Below are 19,587 nucleotides of genomic sequence, written 5' to 3' on the forward strand. Positions count from 1 at the left end.
TTCATTTATGCCCTTCGGCGCCTTCACCTGATCTGCCTAATTTCGGCCGTGCAAGATGACGGGCCGCACCTCGGTGGACGCGTCCGCATCGCCCATTCTTCGCACGCCGCCGGAATTCAGGACGGCGGCTCCCGGAAGGAACTCCCTCAAGTGAAGCTTCAGCGCAAGAACCGGCGCGTCCTCGCTCTCGGCGCTCTCGCCGTCTCCGGCGCCCTGGCCCTCACGGCGTGCGGCTCCGACGACACCGGCAACACCAGCGGCAGCGGCGACTCGTCGGCCAGCGCCGGTGCGAGCAACATCAAGTGCGACGACGCGAAGGGCCAGCTGCTGGCCGACGGCTCGTCCGCGCAGAAGAACGCCATCGACGCCTGGGTCAAGCAGTTCTCCGCCGCCTGCCAGGGCGTTCAGATCAACTACAAGGGCGGCGGCTCCGGCGCCGGTGTCACCGCGTTCAACCAGGGCACGGTCGCCTTCGCCGGCTCGGACTCCGCGCTGAAGCCCGACGAGGTCGCCGAGTCCAAGAAGACCGCGTGCACGGACGGCGGCCAGGGCATCGACCTCCCGATGGTCGGCGGCGCCATCGCCCTCGCCTACAACGTCGACGGTGTCGACAACCTCGTCCTCGACGCGCCGACGATCGCCAAGATCTTCAGCGGTCAGATCAAGACCTGGGACGACGCCGCGATCAAGAAGCTGAACCCCGACGCGAAGCTTCCCAGCACCAAGATCCAGGCGTTCCACCGCTCGGACGAGTCCGGCACCACGGACAACTTCACCAAGTACCTGACGGCCGCCACCCCGGACAACTGGAAGTTCGAGGGCGGCAAGGCGTGGACCGCTCCGGGCGGCCAGGCCGCGTCCGGCTCCTCCGGTGTCGCCCAGGCGGTCAAGCAGACCTCCGGCGCCATCAGCTACATGGAGGAGTCCTACGCCAAGGACCTCTCGTCCGTCGCCATCGACACGGGCGCCGCCGAGCCGGTCAAGCCCTCCTCCGAGACCGCCACGGCCGCCATCGCGGACGCCAAGGTCGTCGGCACCGGCAAGGACCTCGCGCTCGAGATCAACTACACGACCAAGGCCGACGGCGCCTACCCGATCACCCTGGTCACCTACGAGATCGTCTGCGACAAGGGCAACAAGGCCGAGACGCTGCCGACCGTCAAGGCGTTCCTGACCTACATCGCCAGCGAGGAGGGCCAGGGCATCCTCGCCGACAACTCCTACGCCCCGATCCCCGCCGACATCATCTCCAAGGTCCGCACGACCGTTTCGGAACTGAGCTGACCTGAGTGCGGCCCGGTCCCACCAGGACCGGGCCGCACCGTCCGGTGCACCGCCGCCATGGAGTCGTACACCGAATACGGCTCCGCAGACCGGAGAACCCGATGGACATAACCACACAAGACACACCTCCCCCCGCGCCCCAGCCGACCGAGGGCGAGCGCAAGCGTGCCGCCCGCGGCGCCACCCGCCCCGGAGACCGGGTCTTCCTCGGTCTCGCCCGAGGGTCGGGCATCTTCCTGCTCGTGGTCATGGCCGCGATCGCGGCCTTCCTCACCTGGCGCGCGATCCTCGCCATCAGCGAGGACGAGGGCAACTTCCTCACGACCTTCGAGTGGAACACCGGCACGAAGCCGCCGGTCTTCGGTATCGCGGTCCTGGCCTACGGCACGATCATCTCCTCGATCATCGCCATGCTCATCGCCGTCCCGATCGCCGTCGCCATCGCACTCTTCATCACCCACTACGCCCCGCGCCGGCTGGGCGGCCCGATCGCCTACGTGATCGACCTGCTCGCCGCCGTACCGTCCATCGTGTACGGCCTCTGGGGTGCCCTGATCCTCGTACCGCACATGGACGGCCTGTTCAGCTGGCTGAACGACTACTTCAGCTGGACCGGCATCTTCTCCTGGGACGAAGGCCCGGCGCGCTCGATGCTCACCGTCGGGATCCTGCTCGCGATCATGATCCTGCCGATCATCACGAACGTCAGCCGTGAGGTCTTCAACCAGGTTCCGCAGATGCACGAGGAGGCGGCCCTGGCCCTCGGCGCCACGCGCTGGGAGGTCGTCCGCATGGCCGTGCTGCCCTTCGGCCGCTCCGGCGTGATCTCCGCCTCGATGCTCGGCCTCGGCCGCGCGCTCGGCGAGACGATGGCCGTCGCCACCGTGCTCTCCCCTGACTTCCTGATCCACCTCAGCCTCCTGAACGGCGGCGGCGGCACGTTCGCCCAGAACATCGCCGCCAAGTTCCCCGAGGCGGACGAGTTCGGCCGTGACGCGCTGATCGCCTCCGGCCTCGTCCTGTTCGTCATCACCCTGCTTGTCAACGGCGCGGCCCGCATGATCATCGCCCGTCGCAAGGAGTACTCGGGGGCCAACGCATGAGCCACTCAGCCGTCACCGCCAAGCGCCCGAACTCCCTGCAGGGCGGCCAGCTGCCGAAGTGGGCCCCGTTCGGCATCGCCGCGGGCTCGCTCGCGGTCTCCATCGGCCTCAGCCTGGCCACCGGGATCGAGAGCAAGATCCAGTGGGGTCTGATCGCCGCGATCCTCTACGTCCTCGGTACGTATGTCATCTCCACCCGCGTGGAGAACAGCCGCCAGGCCAAGGACCGCATCGCGACCTCGCTGATCTGGGTCGCCTTCCTGCTCGCCGTGGTACCGCTCGCGTCGCTGATCTGGGCGACCGTCCAGCGCGGCATCAAGGTCCTCGACGGATACTTCCTGAGCCACTCGATGGGCGTCGTCGGCAACTCCGAGCCGGGCGGCGGCGTCTACGCCGCCATCATCGGCACCCTGGAGCAGGTCGGCATCGCCACCCTGATCGCCGCGCCGATCGGTGTGCTCACCGCGATCTACCTGGTGGAGTACGGGCGCGGTGCGCTCGCCCGTGCCGTCACCTTCTTCGTCGACGTGATGACCGGTATCCCGTCGATCGTCGCCGGTCTGTTCATCCTCAGCATCCTGCTCGCCTTCAACCTGAACTTCTCCGGCTTCGCCGGCGCGCTCGCGCTGACGATCCTGATGCTGCCGATCGTGGTCCGTTCCACCGAGGAGATGCTCAAGCTCGTCCCGAACGAGCTGCGTGAGGCATCCTTGGCCCTCGGCATCCCGAAGTGGCGCACGATCCTGAAGGTGGTCCTGCCGACCGCGATCGGCGGCATCACCACCGGCATCATGCTGGCGGTGGCCCGTATCGCCGGTGAGACCGCGCCGGTGCTGCTGGTGGTGTTCGGCAACCCGTTCATCAACAACAACCCCTTCGAGGGTCCGCAGGCGTCGTTGCCGCTGTACATCTACCAGCAGTACTCGCTGAGCGCCGGTTCGGACGCGGGCATCGACCGCGCCTGGGCCGCGGCCCTCACGCTGATCATCTTCGTGATGATCCTGAACCTGGCGGCCCGGGCTCTGGCCCGCTGGAAGGCCCCCAAGACCGGTCGCTGACGCGGCCAAGTGTGAACAGTCAGCGACTCGGATCCGAAAGAAGCAGTGATACCCATGGCCAAGCGAATTGACGTCAGCGGCCTCCACGCCTACTACGGCTCGTTCCGTGCCATCGAGGACATCTCGATGACCGTCGAGCCCCGCTCCGTGACGGCCTTCATCGGCCCGTCCGGCTGCGGCAAGTCCACCTTCCTGCGCACCCTCAACCGCATGCACGAGGTCACCCCCGGCGGCCGGGTCGAGGGCAAGGTCATGCTCGACGACGAGAACCTGTACGGCGCCGGGGTCGACCCGGTGACCGTGCGGCGCGAGGTCGGCATGGTCTTCCAGCGCCCCAACCCGTTCCCGACGATGTCGGTGTACGAGAACGTGGCGGCCGGCCTCAAGCTGAACGGCTCCTACCGGAAGTCGCAGCTGGACGACATCGTCGAGAAGTCCCTCAGGGGCGCCAACCTCTGGAACGAGGTCAAGGACCGCCTGAACAAGCCGGGCTCCGGCCTCTCCGGCGGTCAGCAGCAGCGTCTGTGCATCGCCCGCGCCATCGCGGTCGAGCCCAAGGTGCTGCTGATGGACGAGCCCTGCTCGGCCCTCGACCCGATCTCGACGCTCGCGATCGAGGACCTGATCGGTGAGCTGAAGGAGCGCTTCACGATCGTCATCGTGACGCACAACATGCAGCAGGCGGCCCGTGTCTCGGACCGCACCGCCTTCTTCAACCTCGCCGCCGTCGGCCAGCCCGGCAAGCTGATCGAGATCGACGACACGGAGCGCATCTTCTCCAACCCGTCGGTCCAGGCCACCGAGGACTACATCTCCGGCCGCTTCGGCTGATCGAACCGCCTTCGGGCGACACGAACCCCTCGCGGTGCTGCATGGCGGTGCCACCGCGAGGCAGATAAAGGGCCCGCCCCCCGGCTCCCGGGGGGCGGGCCCGCATCTGTGTTCGGACGGGTACGCCTGCCGCGCGACCCGCACACCACGCCCTCAGCCCCGTACGTGGACCTCCGCGTCCGACCGTGCGAGGCTCCGCGCCCGTCTCGCCGGCCCTCGCCAGCCGCAGGTGCAGTGAGCCGAACAGAACGGGCCCTTCTCGACCATCGAGGTGCGGTGGCCGGAGAGGTCGCCCTGTTTCGTAGGTGAGGTCGGTCCATCCTTCTGCGCCACGCCGACAACGTTACCCAAGGCAAGTAGGCGCAACCCCCGCAGCGTGCGTGACGGGGGCACCTACTCGTCGTTAACCGGAACGACAGGGGGCCCGTGACGGACGTACCGGCTGGGGGTAGGCAGGCGATGACGGAGCGGCAGCAGCACAGAAGACATGGGGCGGGCGTTGCGGCTGGCGTCTTGTGCGTCTGCCTCGCCGGCAGCGGATGCGCGCAAAGCGGAGCCGCCGCCGAGGACGCGCACGGCGAGGGCGCGGTCCAGATCGTCCGCGGCGCCGCCGACACCCTGGCCGGGACCCCCAGTTCCAAGACCCGTACGTCGATGGAGATGGCCACCGGCGGCACCCGCGTCACCATCCGCGGCGAGGGCGTCTACGACTTCCGCAGGCAGCGGGGACGGCTGAAGGTGCTGCTCCCGCAGGACCCGGCGGGCGCCACCGCGCACCGGCCGATCACGGAGCTTCTCGCTCCCGGCGCCCTGTTCATGAAGAACCGCGGCGCCGGGGTGCCCTCCGACAAGTGGGTGCGCGTCGACACCCGGTCCCTGTCCGACGGCAACCTCGTCACCGGCGGGGCCACCGACCCGTTCGCCGCCGCCGAGGTGCTGCGCGGGGCGCGGACGGCGACGTACGTGGGCGAGGAGGAGGTCGCCGGTACGCCGGTGCGGCACTACCGCGGTACCGCTGACCTGCGTGTTGCCGCCCGGAAGGCGTCCGACGGGAACGCCGAGGCGCTGGCCGCGGCGGCGAAAGGGTTCGCCACGGAGCAGGTCCCCTTCGACGTCTTCCTCGACGAGGACGGCCGGATCCGCAAGGTCAGACACCGCTTCAGCTTCGTCAACGGACAGCAGCAGGACGCCGTCGCCGTCGCCTCGACCACCCTGCTGTACGACTTCGGGGCCCCGGTCGACGTACGGTTGCCCGACCGCGACGACATCTACGCCGGCAAGATCGCCGAGGAGTGAGAGTCGGTGCGTGCGCGCGTGACGGACGTCAAGAACTAGCCCGTCCGTGCCATGCGCGGTGCGTAGGCCGCTCCCTACTCTAGGAAGTCGGTAACGGCAGAGAAGAGGTGATGCACGTGGCTCCGGTCGGCGGTACGGCAGTTCAGGACCACGTGGCCCTCGCCGAGATCGAGCTGTGCGGAGAACTGATCATCGCGGCCTCGGCCGCCCGGGAGGACCGGCTCAGCCTGGAGAGCATCGACGAGGTGCTGCGGGTCGCGGAGGAAAGGGACACGTCGGCCGAGTGAGCCGTCTGTCACATCCGCGGGACCAGGCGCGGGGTCAGGTCCGCAGGAGCCGGCCGATGGCCTTCGTGGCTTCCTCCACCTTCGCGTCGATCTCCGCACCGCCCTTGAGGGCCGCGTCGGCGACGCAGTGGCGCAGATGCTCCTCCAGCAACTGCAGCGCGAAGGACTGCAGGGCCTTGGTCGAGGCGGACACCTGCGTGAGTATGTCGATGCAGTAGACGTCCTCGTCGACCATGCGCTGCAGGCCCCGGATCTGGCCCTCGATACGGCGCAGTCGCTTGAGGTGCTCGTCCTTCTGTTTGTGGTAGCCGTGCACGCCCCGGTCGTGATCGGTCACGACCTCCGCGGCGGCCGGTTCCAGACTCTGGTCCGCGCCGGAGGTCGTGCCGGCGCCGGCCTCGGTGGTCGTCATCGCGTCCTCCAGACGTAAACCGCTTCTATACCCCTACTGGGTATATCGTACCGAACTTTGCTGGGTATAGGGCCTGTGGCCGATGCCGCGAACGGCCGTTGGACTGGACCACTGGGCAGCCCCCGTGCCGACCACTGTGCCTCATGGGCGACACTGGAGGACGGCCCATTAGCCGTGGCCGGATGATGCACTTAGCATCAGCCTGACCGAAACCGATGCTTCTTGAGGACCCCACGTGCGATTTCGTCTGACCCCCCGGGAGACGAGCTTCTACGACATGTTCGCCGCATCCGCGGACAACATCGTCACGGGCTCGAAGCTCCTGATGGAACTGCTCGGGGCGGACACCGCCGGCCGGGCCGAGATCGCAGAGCGTATGCGGGCCGCGGAACACGCAGGTGACGACGCCACACACGCGATCTTCCACCAGCTGAACTCCTCGTTCATCACGCCGTTCGACCGTGAGGACATCTACAACCTCGCGTCGTGCCTCGACGACATCATGGACTTCATGGAGGAGGCCGTCGACCTGGTCGTCCTCTACAACGTCGAGGAGCTCCCCAAGGGCGTCGAGCAGCAGATCGAGGTGCTGGCACGGGCGGCCGACCTGACGGCCGAGGCGATGCCGAACCTGCGCACGATGGACAACCTCACGGAGTACTGGATCGAGGTCAACCGCCTCGAGAACCAGGCCGACCAGATACATCGCAAGCTTCTCGCCCACCTCTTCAACGGCAAGTACGACGCGATCGAGGTGCTGAAGCTCAAGCAGATCGTGGATGTGCTCGAGGAAGCGGCGGACGCCTTCGAGCACGTGGCGAACACGGTGGAGACCATCGCCGTCAAGGAGTCCTGAGCCCTTCATGGACACCTTTGCCCTGGTCGTGACCATCGCGGTCGCGCTCTTCTTCACGTACACCAACGGCTTCCACGACTCGGCGAACGCGATCGCGACGTCCGTGTCCACGCGGGCGCTGACGCCGCGCGCGGCGCTGGCGATGGCCGCGGTGATGAACCTCGCGGGCGCCTTCCTCGGCTCCGGCGTCGCCAAGACCGTCAGCGAGGGCCTGATCCAGACACCCGAGGGCTCGAAGGGGATGGGCATCCTCTTCGCGGCACTGGTGGGCGCGATCACCTGGAACCTCATCACCTGGTACTACGGCCTGCCGTCCTCCTCCTCCCACGCCCTGTTCGGCGGCATGGTGGGCGCGGCGCTGGCCGGCGGGACGACGGTGTACTGGAGTGGCGTCCTGGAGAAGGTCGTCATCCCGATGTTCGTGTCTCCGATCGTGGGTCTGCTCGCGGGCTATCTCGTCATGACGGCGATCCTCTGGCTGTTCCGCCGCTCCAACCCCCACAAGGCCAAGCGCGGTTTCCGCATAGCGCAGACCGTCTCCGCCGCCGGTATGGCCCTCGGCCACGGCCTCCAGGACGCGCAGAAGACCATGGGCATCGTGGTGATGGCCCTGGTCATCGCCGACGTCGAGGACTACGGCGACCCGATCCCGGTCTGGGTGAAGATCGTCTGTGCGGTCATGCTCTCCCTCGGCACGTACGCCGGCGGCTGGCGCATCATGCGCACCCTGGGCCGCAAGATCATCGAACTCGACCCTCCGCAGGGCTTCGCCGCCGAGACGACCGGCGCGTCGATCATGTTCACCACGGCCTTCATCTTCAAGGCCCCCATCTCCACGACCCACGTCATCACCTCGGCCATCATGGGCGTCGGCGCGACGAAGCGCGTGAACGCGGTCCGCTGGGGCGTCGCCAAGAACATCGTCCTCGGCTGGTTCATCACCATGCCGGCAGCAGCGCTGGTGGCAGCGGGGGCATTCGGAATCGTGAACCTGGCGTTCCTGTAGAACGCCACGGCCGGCACACCACCATCGGCATGGCCACCGCCACCGCCGTCGCCGTCGCCACTGCGTTGCCGTTGCCGTTGCCGCCAGGCGTAGCCGCCGCGGGGCCTTGGCCGTTGCTGTCCGGCGTCGCCGCCGCCGCTGTGCTTACTGCCTGAGGCTCGCCGTTCCTGCGACGGTGTCAAGGGACGATTTCAAGCCATCCCGCCCGCACCCCACCCAGCCCGTCCGGCGTTTGAGGACGAGGCCGTTCAGGCCGATGCGGGGGTCTGGGGGCGGCAGCCCCCAGGGGTGTGCCGGGGTCGAAGGGGCGGCGCCCCTGGAGATGGGACGGGTAGGGGCGGCGGGGGCGAGAATCCACAGGCCCGCGCAAACGACCGCCGCCCGAGGGAACCCAACCCCGCACCACCCCGTCTCGTTCCACGTAACCCCAGGAGGCGACATGGAACGGCGTACGTTCATCGGCGGCACCGCAGCAGCCCTCACCGCCCTGACGGCAACCGCCTGCAACGGCAGCGAGACCAACGGCAGCGGCACAGCCGGCAACGGCGGCAGCAACACCACGGCCACCTCCACCCGCACCCAAGCCACCGGCACCACCACCGGCAAATCCGCCGCCGGCGCCCCCGCCCCCGCCAACTGGACCGCCCTCGCCCGAGACCTCGACGGCCGCCTCATCCGCCCGGGCGACGCCGACTGGAAACCGGCCCACCAGCTCTACAACACCCGCTTCGACACCCTGAAGCCCGCCGCCGTCGCCTACGTCGCCCACCCCGACGACATCCGCACCACCCTCGCCTACGCCCGCGCCCACGCCCTCAAGGTCGCGATACGCAACGGCGGCCACTCCTACGCCGGCTGGTCCTCCGGCAACAACCGCCTGATCATCGACGTCTCCAAGCTCAACCGCATACGGGCCTCCGGCAACTCCGCCGTCGTCGGCGCCGGTTCCAAACTCATCGACGTCTACCGCGCCCTCGCCGCCAAGGGCACCACCATCCCCGCCGGCTCCTGCCCCACCGTCGGCGTCTCCGGCCTCACCCTCGGCGGCGGCCAGGGCGTGACCTCCCGCGCGTACGGCCTCACCTGCGACAACCTGACCCAGGCCACGCTCATCACCGCCGACGGCAAGCAGCTCGTCGCCAACGCCACCACCAACAAGGACCTCTTCTGGGCCCTGCGCGGCGCCGGCAACGGCAACTTCGGCATCGTGACGGAACTGCACTTCAGGACCCACCCGGCCCCCCAGGGCGTCACGGCGTACATGACCTGGCCCTGGTCGAAGGCGGCCGCGCTGATCAAGTCCTTCCAGGAGTGGGGCCCGAGCCAGCCCGACGAGATCTGGTCGTCCCTGCACCTGTCGGGCCGCGAGGGCGGCCGACCGACCATCTCCGTCGCCGCGTTCTCCCTCGGCACCTACCGCGAACTCCAGAACGCGGTGGACCGCCTGGCCGACCGCCCCGGCGGCCCCGGCCCCGCGAGCAGCGTCTCCCTCAAGCGGCACTCCTACGAGGAGGCGATGGAGATCTACGCCGGCTGCTCGTCCTTCAGCACCGACGCGCAGTGCCACCTCCCCGGCGCGACCCCGGGCCGCTCCCCGCAGGGCGCACTGAACCGCGAGACATACGCCGCGAAGTCGGACTTCTTCGACCGTTCGATCTCGGCCACGGGCATCCAGACCCTGATGAAGCAGATGCAGTCGGTCCGCGGCGGCGCGGGCAGTATCGCCCTCACGGCCCTCGGCGGAGCGGTCAACCGGGTCTCCCCCACGTCGACGGCGTTCGTGCACCGCCGCTCCCGCATGCTGGCCCAGTACATAGTCTCCTGGGGCGCCGGCGCGACGGGCTCCACGGCCCAGTCCTGGCTGACGTCGGCCCACAACGCGATGCGCCCGTACGCCTCCGGCGCCGCGTACCAGAACTACCCCGACCCGTCCCTGCGGGACTGGCGCAAGGCGTACTACGGGGACGCGGCGACCCGCCTGTCAAAGCTGAAGAAGCAGTACGACCCGGAGGGCTTCTTCACCTATCCCCAGGCCCTGTAGCGGGACGTGGGGGGCCGAAGCCGTACGCGGAGCAGGGACCCGAAGCAGCACCCGGCGCCGCCCCTCACCCAACCCCAACAACGCCGTCAGGCCGCCAGATCCCGCTCCTCAGCCCCCGCGCTCTCCTTCCGGGCCCCCGGAATCAGCGCCTCCTGCCCGCCCTCCCCGGACCGCCGCCGCGCCTTGATCAGCCACGCGCCGCGCGACGACCGCTCGATCGCGGACATGACCGGCGTCAGCAGGGCCATGGCCAGCGGCGACAGCAGCAGGGCGACGGCGGTGCCGAGGGCGAAGCCGCCGACGACGTCGGTCGGGTAGTGCACGCCCATGTAGACCCGGCAGAAACCTTCGAGCAGCGCCAGCCCGATGCCGGCGAGCCCGAACTTCCGGTTGGCGACGAACAACCCGACGCCCAGGGCCATGGCGATCGTCGCGTGATCGCTCACGAAGGAGTAGTCGGTCTTGCCGCTCACCAGGACTTCGAGCCCCTGGTGATCGTTGAAGGGCCGGGGCCGCTCGACGAAACCCCGTATGGGCACATTCACGAGCACGGCGATCGCGGCGGCCAGCGGTGCCCACACGAGCGCGGCCACGGACGGGGCGGCATCCTCGTCGCCGCGCCGCCGCACGGACCACCAGCACCACACCACGAGCAGGATCAGGGCGAGCAGCACCCCGTATTCACCGACGTACTCCATGACCCGGTCGAACCACCGCGGCGCGTCCTTGGCCAGGCCATTGATGTCGTAGAGCAGCTCGACGTCGGGGTTCGACCCGGATTCTGCGAGTCCAGCCATGATGCCGCGGCCCCTTCATCGTCTCTCGGCGCATCCTGCGTACGCCGTTCCGCCCACCCCCGTGGTTGTAGATCCGGCTACGAAACCAGGAACGCACGGCCCCTGTTGATACGTTCCACACTCCACTGAATGATCACGCAGACGTTATCGAAGAGAGACCCATCGCCGCAGCTCAGGGGGTGGGTTCACGCTCCGTCTACACCGTCGTGGGCAGCGCTTTCGCGCCATCTTCGGTCACCCGGGTGGCCCCGAAGTAGTCCGGGGTGTCGATCGGGTCGAACCGGATCACAGCACCTGTTCTCGGCGCGTCGATCATGTACCCGCCGCCCACATAAATCCCCACATGGCGGATGGCACGGGAATTGTTGAGGTCGTCGGAGAAGAACACCAGATCCCCGGGCAGCAGCTCGTCCCTGGCCGGATGCGCCCCCGCGTTCCACTGGTCGTTGGCCACGCGCGGCAGCGTTATCCCGACACTCTCGTACGCGGCCTGCGTCAGCCCCGAGCAGTCGAAGCGACCGCCGTCCGCGGCCGAACCCTCGCCGCCCCACAGATACGGCGTACCGAGCTTCTTCTGCGCGTAGTAGATGGCCCCCGCGGCCTGCTTGCTGGGATCCACCCGGCTGACGGGCGCGGCGAAGCTCTCCTGAAGCGTCGTGATCGTCTTCACGTAGTTCTGGGTCTCCTTGTACGGCGGCACGCCCCCGTACTTGATGACCGCGTACGCCCCGGCGTTGTACGACGCGAGCATGTTCTGCGTCGCGTCGCCGGGAACGTCCTTCACGTACGAGGCGAGACTGCAGTCGTACGACGCCGCCGACGGAATCGCGTCCTTCGGGTCCCAGACGTCACGGTCGCCGTCGCCGTCGCCGTCGATCCCGTGCGTGGCCCACGTCCCCGGGATGAACTGGGCGATGCCCTGCGCGGCGGCCGGGCTCTGGGCCTTCGGGTTGAAGCCGCTCTCCTGGTACAGCTGGGCGGCGAGCAGCGCGGGGTTGATGGCGGGGCACAGGTTGCCCCACTTCTGCACGATGTCCCGGTAGGCGGCCGGCACGGCGCCCTTGGCCAGCGCCTTCGACGCTCCGCCGACCCCGCCGGCGAGGTTCCCGGCGACGATGAAAACGCCGACGACGAGCAGCATCACGAAGCTGAGGCCCACCGCGAGAGCGGCACCCGCCACGATCCATGCCTTACGCACCGTCAACCGCCCCTCGCCTGCCGGGAGTCCGCCCGCGTCAGTCTAGGAGCTTCCCACATGGGACTCGCGGCAACCGGCACTCTCGTCGTACAAGTGCGCCGCCTCGGCCCCGAACACCACGCTGTACGACACGTCGGCGGTGGCCCCGCCGTGCTCGTGCCCGCCGAGCACCCCCACGACCTGCCCGTCCCCGTTCACCCACGGGCTCCCGCTCGATCCCCCGCCGAGGCCGGGGCAGGAGACGCGTTGCTGCGTACGGTGATCAGGTCGGGGCAGATCAGTACAACTCACCGGCTCTTCGCGGGAGTTGAGGTAGGCGGTGAGAGTCACGGCGGTGGCACCCGTGACCGTGCCGGCGGCGAACCGGTTCCCCCCGACCACGTCCTCGACGCCCTCGCCGCCCCGCCGGTCCACCACCGCGAACGCCACGTCGCTGTCCTCGTCCCGGCCCGCGGTCCACCCCTGCGGCAGGAACCACCTCCCGACCGTCCACACCCCGTACGGCGCCACGCCGTCCCGGTATCCGGGCACGAACACGAGCTGCTCCGTCTTGCCGTCCAGGCAGTGCGCGGCCGTGACGACGAGGTCGTGCCGGGGGCTGTGCACGACGGACGCGGTGCAGAAGTGCCCGCCCCGCGGGTGGTCGCCCCGCCCGGCCACGAACAGCGCACCGACCCGCACGCTCCGCGCGGTCGCCGCCGCGGTGACGGTCACGCCGAGAGGTCCCGTACCGGCGTCGACGGCCGCGGCGGAGGCCGACGGGAGCGCGAGCAGGACGAGGGCGGCGTATCGGGGCAGGCGCGAGGTGTGCTGGGTCCGGGGCATCGGGGCTCATGGTGACCGACGAAGGTGAGAGAAGCGTCAGACGCCGGGGCCGGTGGTGTGAGGGGCCGGGAATCCCGTGACCGGGAGGTCGTACTCAGGCAGTACCTCAGACAACGCCTCGGCCAATGCCTCGGCCAAGGCCCTTCCTCTCGCTGCCGTTCTCTCCCTGGTCCCCTCGCCCGGGGCATTACCTCCCGGGTCATCGCGTGGACGGGGGGTGCCTGCCACGATCGTCGCCAGAGGGACCGAGCCCGACCGACAGGGAGGACACCATGCCCGCCTACGTCATCGCCCACCTCCGGGACGCCGCCCCGCACCCGGAGATCGCCGAGTACATCGAGCGCATCACCGCCACCTTCGAGCCGTACGGCGGCCGCTTCCTGGTGCACGGCACGCCGCACGAGACGAAGGAGGGCAGCTGGCCCGGCCACGTCGTGGTGATCGGCTTCCCGGACATCGCACGGGCGCGGACCTGGTGGGACTCACCCGCCTACCAGGCCATCGCGCCCCTGCGCGCCCGGCACATCGAGGGCGACATCATCCTGGTCGAGGGAGTCCCCGACGGCTACGACGCCACCACCACGGCCAAGACCCTCAGAAGCACCCTGCCCACCGAATAACGGCCCGGCACCGCCCCGGCGCCTCAGACGGTCAGCCCGGTCCGGCCCGACAGAGGCGAGGCGCCCGTCTGCTGCCGGATGTACCACTCGGTGCCGAGAATCCCTTCCCGCACGGCCGGCGCGCAGCCGGCCAGCAGACCCGGCGCCGCCCCGCGCTCGACCTCGCTGCGATGGGCCAGTACGGCGGCCCACTTCCGCTCCAGCCAGGGCCGCACGTCGACGGTCGCGGTGACCCACTCGTCCGGGACCGTGTTCATGCCCTTGCCCGCGCGGGCCAGTTCGCCGAGCGCGTCCAGAGCCGAGTGCGGGTGCGTGACCAGGTAGAGGGCGCTCGGCTGCCAGGGGGTGCCGGCGTCGGGGTAGAGCCGTTCGAGGCCGGCGGCCCCGACGGCGAGCACGGTCAGCCGGTGGGTGTGCACATGGTCGGGGTGGCCGGTCAGGCCGCCGTGGGCGTCGTGGGTGATCACGATCCGCGGGCGGAACCGCCGTATCCGGGCGACCAGCCGGCCCACCGCCTCGTCCAGCGGCGCGGCGCACAGCCGTGGGCTGCCCGGGGCGGAGTGCGGCACCCGGTCGTCGGCGTAGCCGAGCATCCTCGGTTCACCGGCGCCCAGGATCCGCAGCGCTTCGGCGAGTTCGGCGCCGCGCCGCGTGTCCGGGGTCCAGGTCGCCGTCACCACGGCGGTACGCGCGCCGGCCGCCGCGTGCTGGGCCAGTACGCCGCCCGACAACAGGGCCTCGTCGTCCGGGTGCGCGAACACGCCGAGCAGGCTGGGCATCGCCATCGGTCGACCACCTCCGTCCACGGCCTACCCCTGAGTACGGAAACTCAGGCGCGAGGTCATCCGGCCCGGCAGACTGTGCGGCGGTCGGCCAACCGGCCTTCGACCGAACCGAGTTCAGGGGGAACGAATCGTGAGACGAACCAGCCGCGTCCTTGCGGTGACGGCGCTCGTGGCCTGTGCGCTGACCGGTGTGGCGGTGGGTCCCGCCGCGGCGAACGATGTGCTGCTGCCGCATCCCGGTCCGGACGGCCTGGTGTGGGTGCCGGAGCAGACGGGGGACGGCGGTGTCGCGTCCGGTGGGGCGTGGGAGGGGCTGCCGACCGTGCTGACGGTGGCGTGCGAAGGGGGCGGCGATGTGCGGGTGACGATGTCACAGGAGACGGAGGTCGCCGCGTTCTCCGTCGACTGCCCGGTCGGGGAGGCCGGAGTGGGCTCGGTGACGATGGACCCCGGCGTGGTGCACTTCGGCTCCTTCACGATCGGCGTCGACGCGTCATCGGACGACGTCCGCTGGGCTCTGACGGTGACCCAGCCGGAGTCGTAGGAGATACGGGCCCGGCGGTGAGCTCGCCGTAGCCGTAAAGCCATACGGAGTGGCCGTGGGCACAAGCGGTACGGAGCCGGCGTAGACACGAGCCCTACGGAACTGCCGTAGCCGTAAGCCTTACGGAGCTGCCGTACCCGTGAGTCGTGCGGGGGCCGGCGACGGCGGTGGGGTGCCTCAGCGCTCTGCCGTCGCCCGTCGGGCCGCCGCCGACTCAGGCGCTCCCAACGGCCAGCTCACCCCCGTCAGTTCCTCGGAGACCGTCCACAGCCGTCGGGCCACGTCCGGGTCGCTCGCCGCCGCGCTCCGTCCGACCAGCGTCGGCGCGCCCCGCATCTCGCCCAGCCCGTCGGGCCCGACATAGCTCGCGCCGGGCAGGTCCTGCGTCGCGGCGTACAGCGTCGGCAGCGCGCCCGCGTGGTCGCCCTGGGCGAAGACGCGGTTGCCGATCTTCATGAACGCGCGCATCACGGGGTTGCCCGCATGGCTCTGCAGGTTGGTGGCCGCGTAGCCCGGGTGGGCGGCGAGGGCCCGCACCGGTGAACCGGCCTCGGCCAGCCGCCGCTGGAGCTCCAGCGTGAACAGCAGATTCGCCAGCTTCGACTGGGCGTACGCGCGGTTCGGGTCGTACCCGGACGTGAAGTCCAGGTCCTCGAAGCGGATCCGCGCGTTGAACCAGCGGTGCGCGCCGGACGACAGCGTCACCACCCGGTCCGTGACGTACGGCAGCAGCAGGTTCGTCAGCGCGAAGTGGCCCAGATGGTTCGTGCCGAACTGCATCTCGAAGCCGTCCGCCGTGCGCTGCTGCGGCAGCATCATCACGCCCGCGTTGTTGATCAGCAGATCGAGCGGCCGCCCTTCCCAGCCGTCCGCGAACTCCCGCACGGACGACAGGTCCGCCAGGTCCAGCCGCCGCACCTCGGTGCTGCCGGACACGCTCGCCGCCGCCTTCCGGCCCCGTTCCAGGTCCCGTACGGCGAACACGACATGTGCGCCGGCACCGGCCAGCGCGGCGGAGGCGGTGAGTCCGATACCGCTGTTGGCCCCGGTGACGACGGCCGTGCGCCCGGTGAGATCGGGCAGTCGGCCCACGTCCCACGCCTTGCTCTTGCTCTTGGTCCTCGCGTTGTCAGCCATACCAACGAATGTAGGCGTCGCCAACAATGCTGTCAATGACAACAATGGTGGCGACGCCAACAATGATGACGACGACTACATTCAGCTACGATGGTCCGCATGCCCGAGAGCCGCCCCTACCACCACGGAGACCTGCGCGCCGCCCTGCTGGCGGCAGCCGAACGCACCCTGCGCGAGAAGGGCGCCGGCTCTCTCTCACTGCGTGAACTGGCCCGCGAGGTCGGCGTCAGCCACGCCGCCCCCGGCCGGCACTTCAAGGACAAGCAGGCCCTGCTCAACGCCCTCGCCCTGGCCGGGTACGAGCGGCTCAGCCGGGCCCTGGCCGCCGCCGAGGACCCGGCACTCCCGCTGGAACCCCGGCTCACCGCGCTCGCCCGCGCCTACCTCGGCTTCGCCATCGACAACGCCGAGCTGCTGGAACTCATGTACGCCCGCAAGCACGAGCCGGGCGCCTCGGAGCAGATGGCCACGGCCGTCGAGCGGACGGTCGGCAGCCTGGAGCGGATACTCGCCGACGCCCAGAAGCGCGGCGAGATCATCCAGGGCGACCCCGAGGAACTCAACCTCGTCACGGGCGCCGCCCTGCACGGCATGGCGGGCTTCATCGCGGCCGGCTGGCTGACCCCGGAAGCGGCCCTGGCGGGCGTCGAGGGCCTGGTCCACCACTTGCTCCACGGCCTGAAGCCCCGCTAGACACCACCGACGCCAACCCCCTCAGGGGCGCGGGGAACTGCGCGACCAGCCACACGGAACCCGCAGCCGCAGAACCACTACACCCCCACGACCCCCGGGCACCCCTCACACACGGCCTGAAGCCCCGCGAGACGGCCACACCAAACACCGCCGACGCCAACCCCCTCAGGGGCGCGGGGAACTGCGCGACCAGCCACACGGAACCCGCAGCCGCAGAACCACCGCACCCCTACGCCCCCGGCCCCGGCCCCAGGGCGCCCCTCATACTCCGAACGCCCCCCGCAGCACACTCACCGCCTGCCCGATGGCCGCCTCCGCCCCCCGCGTCTCCCGCAACGCGTTCAGCATCACGAAGTCGTGGATGACGCCCTGGTACCGCACCGCGGTCACCGGCACACCCGCCTCCCGCAGCTTCCCGGCGTACGCCTCACCCTCGTCCCGCAGCACATCGGCCTCGGCGGTGATGACGAGCGCCGGCGGCAGCCCCTGGAGCTGCTCGACACCGGCCCGCAGCGGCGACGCCGTGATCTGCGCCCGCTCCGCCTCCTCCGTCGTGTACTGGTCCCAGAACCACCGCATGGCGTCCCGGCGCAGGAAGTACCCCTCGGCGAACTGCCGGTAGGACGCCGTGTCGAACGACGCGTCGGTCACCGGATAGAACAGCACCTGCTGCACCAGCGGCACATCGCCGCGCTCCTTGGCCATCAGCGTCAGCGCCGCCGTCATGTTGCCGCCCACCGAGTCACCGGCCACGGCGATCCGGCCGGCGTCCAGGCCGTTGTCCGCGCCCTCGCGGACGACCCACTGGGCCACGGCGTAGTTCTGCTCGATGGCGACGGGGTAACGCGCCTCGGGCGAGAGGTCGTACTCGGGGAAGACGACCGCGGCACCGGTACCGACGGCCAGCTCCCGCACGAGCCGGTCGTGGGTGTGGGCGTTGCCGAACACCCAGCCCGCGCCGTGGATGTAGAGAAGCACCGGCAGCGTCCCGGTGGCCCCGGCCGGCCGCACGACCCGGACCCTGACCTCACCGGTCGGCCCACCGGGCACGGTCACCCACTCCTCGTCGACGTCCGGCTTGGCGATCTCCCCGGACTGCACCTCGTCGACGACCTTGCGCCCCTCGACCGGCCCCAGATCGAACAGGTACGGCGGATTCGCGGTGGCCTCGGCGAAGGCCTGGGCGGCGGGCTCCAGAACGGGACGGGCGGGGGTTGCGCTGTCGGTCATGGCGATCTCCTCGGATCGGGTGCCGCGGAAGCCTGCCCGGCGGGATCGACCGGGTGCGGCGGCACGGCATGAAAGTAGCGCGCTATTAAGTCGTGCGCAACTCATTAGGGCACGATGATGTACCGCCCGATAGAATCGAGCCACCGAGCCCACCCGGCCACACACCCCGAACGAGCCCGCGCCCACCCCGCACCCACCCGCACGAGCCGCACCCGCCCCGCACCAGGCCCGCACCCACCCCTCCCCGCACCAGGCCCGTATCCACCCACCCCCGCACCCACCCGGAGCCCGCCATGAGCCGACCCACCGAGCCGCCCCCCGCAGGCTCCCTCCTCCTGGACGACCAGCTCTGCTTCGCGCTCTACGCCGCCTCCCGCGCGGTGACCGCGCGCTACCGCCCCCTGCTCGACGAACTCGGCCTGACCTACCCCCAGTACCTGGTCATGCTCGTCCTGTGGGAGCGGGACTCGATCTCCGTACGGGACCTGGGTACGGCGCTCCAGCTGGAGTCCAGCACGCTGTCACCGCTGCTCAAGCGCCTGGAGGCGGGCGGCCTGCTGCGCCGCGAGCGCCGGCGCGACGACGAGCGCTCGGTCGCCATCCGCCTCACCGAGGCCGGCGCCGACCTGCACGACCGCGCGACCACCGTGCCGCTCGCCATCGGTGACGCGATGGGTCTGACGCCGGAACAGGACGCCCTGGCCAAGCAACTCCTGCGCCTGATCACGACGAACGTCGCCGAAGACCGCTGACGCTGACGCTCCGTCACCACACGGGGTCCACACCCGGCCGCGACACCAACCCAGCGGCCCCCGCGTTCACCATCCCGGGATAGCCTTCACCCGCAGAACACCGGCACGACCGATCGCCCGGCCAGCCGTCAGAAACGGCACCCGGCGTGAAGAGGGCTAACGACAGAGCCACACCACAGGTTCCGCTCAGGCCTCATTGCCCGGCGTGACCTGCCGTGATACACAGAGTGACCATACGAGCTATTCGTACGAATCCCGCCCATCAATGACGCCAAGTCGACATACGACGGCAGCATTGTCGGCGAGAATGAGGGCTGACCTCTGCGCACCGCAGGGGACGCGGAACTACCCAACAGGGGCGGTGACTTACATGCTGTTTGCGGCCGACAAGGGCGACATCAACACCATCATCGGCGGGATCGCTCCGGACTGGGGCCCCTTCGGCAGCCTGGGCAACGAGGCGAAGGTGATGATCGAGGTCGTGATGGCCGTCGCCATCCTGCTCTGCCTCGGCATCGCCATCTGGGGGGCGGCCAAACAGCGCATCGGAGCCACGGCGTTGCGCGACACCTTCAGCGCCGAGCAGGGCAAGGGGCTGATCATCGCCGGTCTGACGGGCGTCTTCATCATCGGCTCGCTGGGCACGCTGTTCACCATCGTGTACGGCATGGCCGTCTGACCGCCCCGGTAACCCCGGCCCCCCTCCGTCCGCTCCGGGCACGCCCGGTCCCCCCAGTCCCCCACCCACCCGTCGTGCCCACCGGCTGAGGTTGCGTTTCCCTGATGTCGAGTCACCACACCGCGCCCATGCGGGAACCAGCACGGCTACCGT

At 69.8% G+C, this 19,587-nt stretch carries 22 protein-coding genes; 14 read left to right on the top strand and 8 right to left on the bottom strand.

The window, feature by feature from the left end; all coding sequences use genetic code 11:
- Nucleotides 1-150: 150 nt before the first annotated feature.
- The 4 genes from pstS to pstB all read left to right on the top strand — a co-directional run bounded on the left by pstS (nt 151) and on the right by pstB (nt 4,276).
- Nucleotides 151-1,284 (top strand): phosphate ABC transporter substrate-binding protein PstS, encoded by a 1,134-nt coding sequence (gene pstS, locus ACGFW6_RS33370; protein WP_393518360.1) that lies wholly within the window; start codon nt 151-153, stop codon nt 1,282-1,284.
- Nucleotides 1,285-1,385: 101 nt separating this feature from the next.
- Nucleotides 1,386-2,387, top strand: a complete 1,002-nt coding sequence (gene pstC / locus ACGFW6_RS33375; RefSeq protein ID WP_393518363.1) for a phosphate ABC transporter permease subunit PstC — start codon at nt 1,386-1,388, stop codon at nt 2,385-2,387.
- Complete coding sequence (gene pstA / locus ACGFW6_RS33380) at nt 2,384-3,445, top strand: phosphate ABC transporter permease PstA (RefSeq protein WP_393518366.1); 1,062 nt, start codon at nt 2,384-2,386, stop codon at nt 3,443-3,445. The genes pstC and pstA overlap by 4 nt, the downstream gene beginning before the upstream one ends.
- Before the next feature lie 54 nt (nt 3,446-3,499).
- On the top strand, nt 3,500-4,276 hold the full coding sequence (gene pstB / locus ACGFW6_RS33385) for a phosphate ABC transporter ATP-binding protein PstB (protein ID WP_393518369.1): 777 nt from the start codon (nt 3,500-3,502) through the stop codon (nt 4,274-4,276).
- A 153-nt stretch (nt 4,277-4,429) separates the two neighbouring features.
- On the opposite strand, the gene ACGFW6_RS33390 is transcribed toward pstB, so the two are convergent.
- Nucleotides 4,430-4,609, bottom strand: coding sequence for a hypothetical protein (locus ACGFW6_RS33390; protein ID WP_393518372.1), 180 nt, complete (start codon nt 4,607-4,609; stop codon nt 4,430-4,432).
- 126 nt (nt 4,610-4,735) lie between these two features.
- On the opposite strand from ACGFW6_RS33390, the gene ACGFW6_RS33395 reads away from it, so the two are divergent.
- Both ACGFW6_RS33395 and ACGFW6_RS33400 read left to right on the top strand, forming a co-directional pair.
- The gene (locus ACGFW6_RS33395; protein WP_393518375.1) at nt 4,736-5,572 is read left to right on the top strand and encodes a hypothetical protein; all 837 of its coding nucleotides are present in this window, start codon (nt 4,736-4,738) and stop codon (nt 5,570-5,572) included.
- A gap of 110 nt (nt 5,573-5,682) precedes the next feature.
- Nucleotides 5,683-5,859: a hypothetical protein gene (locus ACGFW6_RS33400; RefSeq protein ID WP_393518378.1), complete on the top strand. Its 177-nt coding sequence runs from the start codon at nt 5,683-5,685 to the stop codon at nt 5,857-5,859.
- Nucleotides 5,860-5,893: 34 nt separating this feature from the next.
- On the opposite strand, the gene ACGFW6_RS33405 is transcribed toward ACGFW6_RS33400, so the two are convergent.
- The gene (locus ACGFW6_RS33405) at nt 5,894-6,271 is read right to left on the bottom strand and encodes a metal-sensitive transcriptional regulator (RefSeq protein ID WP_393518380.1); all 378 of its coding nucleotides are present in this window, start codon (nt 6,269-6,271) and stop codon (nt 5,894-5,896) included.
- Between the two features lie 235 nt (nt 6,272-6,506).
- On the opposite strand from ACGFW6_RS33405, the gene ACGFW6_RS33410 reads away from it, so the two are divergent.
- From ACGFW6_RS33410 to ACGFW6_RS33420, 3 genes are all read left to right on the top strand, one after another.
- Complete coding sequence (locus ACGFW6_RS33410; RefSeq protein ID WP_030951199.1) at nt 6,507-7,127, top strand: DUF47 domain-containing protein; 621 nt, start codon at nt 6,507-6,509, stop codon at nt 7,125-7,127.
- A 7-nt stretch (nt 7,128-7,134) separates the two neighbouring features.
- Nucleotides 7,135-8,133: an anion permease gene (locus ACGFW6_RS33415; protein ID WP_393518383.1), complete on the top strand. Its 999-nt coding sequence runs from the start codon at nt 7,135-7,137 to the stop codon at nt 8,131-8,133.
- Nucleotides 8,134-8,572: 439 nt separating this feature from the next.
- Complete coding sequence (locus ACGFW6_RS33420) at nt 8,573-10,174, top strand: FAD-dependent oxidoreductase (RefSeq protein ID WP_393518386.1); 1,602 nt, start codon at nt 8,573-8,575, stop codon at nt 10,172-10,174.
- A gap of 86 nt (nt 10,175-10,260) precedes the next feature.
- Here the strand turns inward: ACGFW6_RS33420 and ACGFW6_RS33425 are convergent, their stop codons facing one another.
- The 3 genes from ACGFW6_RS33425 to ACGFW6_RS33435 form a co-directional block, all read right to left on the bottom strand.
- Nucleotides 10,261-10,971, bottom strand: coding sequence for a phosphatase PAP2 family protein (locus tag ACGFW6_RS33425; protein WP_393518389.1), 711 nt, complete (start codon nt 10,969-10,971; stop codon nt 10,261-10,263).
- A 196-nt stretch (nt 10,972-11,167) separates the two neighbouring features.
- Nucleotides 11,168-12,175 carry an NlpC/P60 family protein gene (locus ACGFW6_RS33430; protein ID WP_393518392.1) on the bottom strand — a complete coding sequence of 336 codons (1,008 nt, stop codon included), beginning with the start codon at nt 12,173-12,175 and terminating at the stop codon, nt 11,168-11,170.
- A 36-nt stretch (nt 12,176-12,211) separates the two neighbouring features.
- Complete coding sequence (locus ACGFW6_RS33435) at nt 12,212-12,994, bottom strand: trypsin-like serine peptidase (RefSeq protein WP_393518395.1); 783 nt, start codon at nt 12,992-12,994, stop codon at nt 12,212-12,214.
- Between the two features lie 272 nt (nt 12,995-13,266).
- On the opposite strand from ACGFW6_RS33435, the gene ACGFW6_RS33440 reads away from it, so the two are divergent.
- Nucleotides 13,267-13,614 carry a DUF1330 domain-containing protein gene (locus ACGFW6_RS33440; protein ID WP_393518398.1) on the top strand — a complete coding sequence of 116 codons (348 nt, stop codon included), beginning with the start codon at nt 13,267-13,269 and terminating at the stop codon, nt 13,612-13,614.
- 23 nt (nt 13,615-13,637) lie between these two features.
- Here ACGFW6_RS33440 and ACGFW6_RS33445 read toward each other — a convergent pair whose 3' ends face one another.
- Nucleotides 13,638-14,399, bottom strand: a complete 762-nt coding sequence (locus ACGFW6_RS33445) for a PIG-L deacetylase family protein (protein WP_393518401.1) — start codon at nt 14,397-14,399, stop codon at nt 13,638-13,640.
- Between the two features lie 130 nt (nt 14,400-14,529).
- Between ACGFW6_RS33445 and ACGFW6_RS33450 the strand changes: the two genes are divergently transcribed.
- Nucleotides 14,530-14,943 (top strand): hypothetical protein, encoded by a 414-nt coding sequence (locus tag ACGFW6_RS33450; RefSeq protein WP_393518404.1) that lies wholly within the window; start codon nt 14,530-14,532, stop codon nt 14,941-14,943.
- 177 nt (nt 14,944-15,120) lie between these two features.
- Here ACGFW6_RS33450 and ACGFW6_RS33455 read toward each other — a convergent pair whose 3' ends face one another.
- Nucleotides 15,121-16,080, bottom strand: coding sequence for an oxidoreductase (locus ACGFW6_RS33455; RefSeq protein ID WP_393518407.1), 960 nt, complete (start codon nt 16,078-16,080; stop codon nt 15,121-15,123).
- Between the two features lie 90 nt (nt 16,081-16,170).
- On the opposite strand from ACGFW6_RS33455, the gene ACGFW6_RS33460 reads away from it, so the two are divergent.
- Complete coding sequence (locus tag ACGFW6_RS33460) at nt 16,171-16,773, top strand: TetR/AcrR family transcriptional regulator (RefSeq protein WP_393518410.1); 603 nt, start codon at nt 16,171-16,173, stop codon at nt 16,771-16,773.
- Between the two features lie 261 nt (nt 16,774-17,034).
- Here ACGFW6_RS33460 and ACGFW6_RS33465 read toward each other — a convergent pair whose 3' ends face one another.
- Complete coding sequence (locus ACGFW6_RS33465) at nt 17,035-18,003, bottom strand: alpha/beta hydrolase (RefSeq protein WP_393518413.1); 969 nt, start codon at nt 18,001-18,003, stop codon at nt 17,035-17,037.
- Between the two features lie 293 nt (nt 18,004-18,296).
- Here ACGFW6_RS33465 and ACGFW6_RS33470 point away from each other — a divergent pair, with 293 nt between their 5' ends.
- A complete protein-coding gene (locus tag ACGFW6_RS33470) occupies nt 18,297-18,755 on the top strand; it encodes a MarR family winged helix-turn-helix transcriptional regulator (RefSeq protein ID WP_393518416.1) in 459 nt (152 codons plus the stop codon).
- Between the two features lie 370 nt (nt 18,756-19,125).
- Nucleotides 19,126-19,434 (top strand): hypothetical protein, encoded by a 309-nt coding sequence (locus ACGFW6_RS33475; RefSeq protein ID WP_003991275.1) that lies wholly within the window; start codon nt 19,126-19,128, stop codon nt 19,432-19,434.
- The last annotated feature ends 153 nt before the right edge of the window (nt 19,435-19,587 follow it).

This window comes from Streptomyces sp. Y7, from assembly GCF_043195415.1.
Taxonomy (GTDB): Bacteria; Actinomycetota; Actinomycetes; order Streptomycetales; family Streptomycetaceae; genus Streptomyces.

Bases quoted from the DNA above. Each gene is read 5' to 3' on its own strand.
- pstC (WP_393518363.1), top strand. From the start codon at position 1,386: ATGGACATAACCACACAAGACACACCTCCCCCCGCGCCCCAGCCGACC.
- pstA (WP_393518366.1), top strand. From the start codon at position 2,384: ATGAGCCACTCAGCCGTCACCGCCAAGCGCCCGAACTCCCTGCAGGGC.
- pstB (WP_393518369.1), top strand. From the start codon at position 3,500: ATGGCCAAGCGAATTGACGTCAGCGGCCTCCACGCCTACTACGGCTCG.
- ACGFW6_RS33395 (WP_393518375.1), top strand. From the start codon at position 4,736: ATGACGGAGCGGCAGCAGCACAGAAGACATGGGGCGGGCGTTGCGGCT.
- ACGFW6_RS33400 (WP_393518378.1), top strand. From the start codon at position 5,683: ATGCACGTGGCTCCGGTCGGCGGTACGGCAGTTCAGGACCACGTGGCC.
- ACGFW6_RS33405 (WP_393518380.1), bottom strand. From the start codon at position 6,271: ATGACGACCACCGAGGCCGGCGCCGGCACGACCTCCGGCGCGGACCAG.
- ACGFW6_RS33415 (WP_393518383.1), top strand. From the start codon at position 7,135: ATGGACACCTTTGCCCTGGTCGTGACCATCGCGGTCGCGCTCTTCTTC.
- ACGFW6_RS33420 (WP_393518386.1), top strand. From the start codon at position 8,573: ATGGAACGGCGTACGTTCATCGGCGGCACCGCAGCAGCCCTCACCGCC.
- ACGFW6_RS33425 (WP_393518389.1), bottom strand. From the start codon at position 10,971: ATGGCTGGACTCGCAGAATCCGGGTCGAACCCCGACGTCGAGCTGCTC.
- ACGFW6_RS33435 (WP_393518395.1), bottom strand. From the start codon at position 12,994: ATGCCCCGGACCCAGCACACCTCGCGCCTGCCCCGATACGCCGCCCTC.
- ACGFW6_RS33440 (WP_393518398.1), top strand. From the start codon at position 13,267: ATGCCCGCCTACGTCATCGCCCACCTCCGGGACGCCGCCCCGCACCCG.
- ACGFW6_RS33445 (WP_393518401.1), bottom strand. From the start codon at position 14,399: ATGGCGATGCCCAGCCTGCTCGGCGTGTTCGCGCACCCGGACGACGAG.
- ACGFW6_RS33455 (WP_393518407.1), bottom strand. From the start codon at position 16,080: ATGGCTGACAACGCGAGGACCAAGAGCAAGAGCAAGGCGTGGGACGTG.
- ACGFW6_RS33460 (WP_393518410.1), top strand. From the start codon at position 16,171: ATGGTCCGCATGCCCGAGAGCCGCCCCTACCACCACGGAGACCTGCGC.
- ACGFW6_RS33465 (WP_393518413.1), bottom strand. From the start codon at position 18,003: ATGACCGACAGCGCAACCCCCGCCCGTCCCGTTCTGGAGCCCGCCGCC.
- ACGFW6_RS33470 (WP_393518416.1), top strand. From the start codon at position 18,297: ATGAGCCGACCCACCGAGCCGCCCCCCGCAGGCTCCCTCCTCCTGGAC.
- ACGFW6_RS33475 (WP_003991275.1), top strand. From the start codon at position 19,126: ATGCTGTTTGCGGCCGACAAGGGCGACATCAACACCATCATCGGCGGG.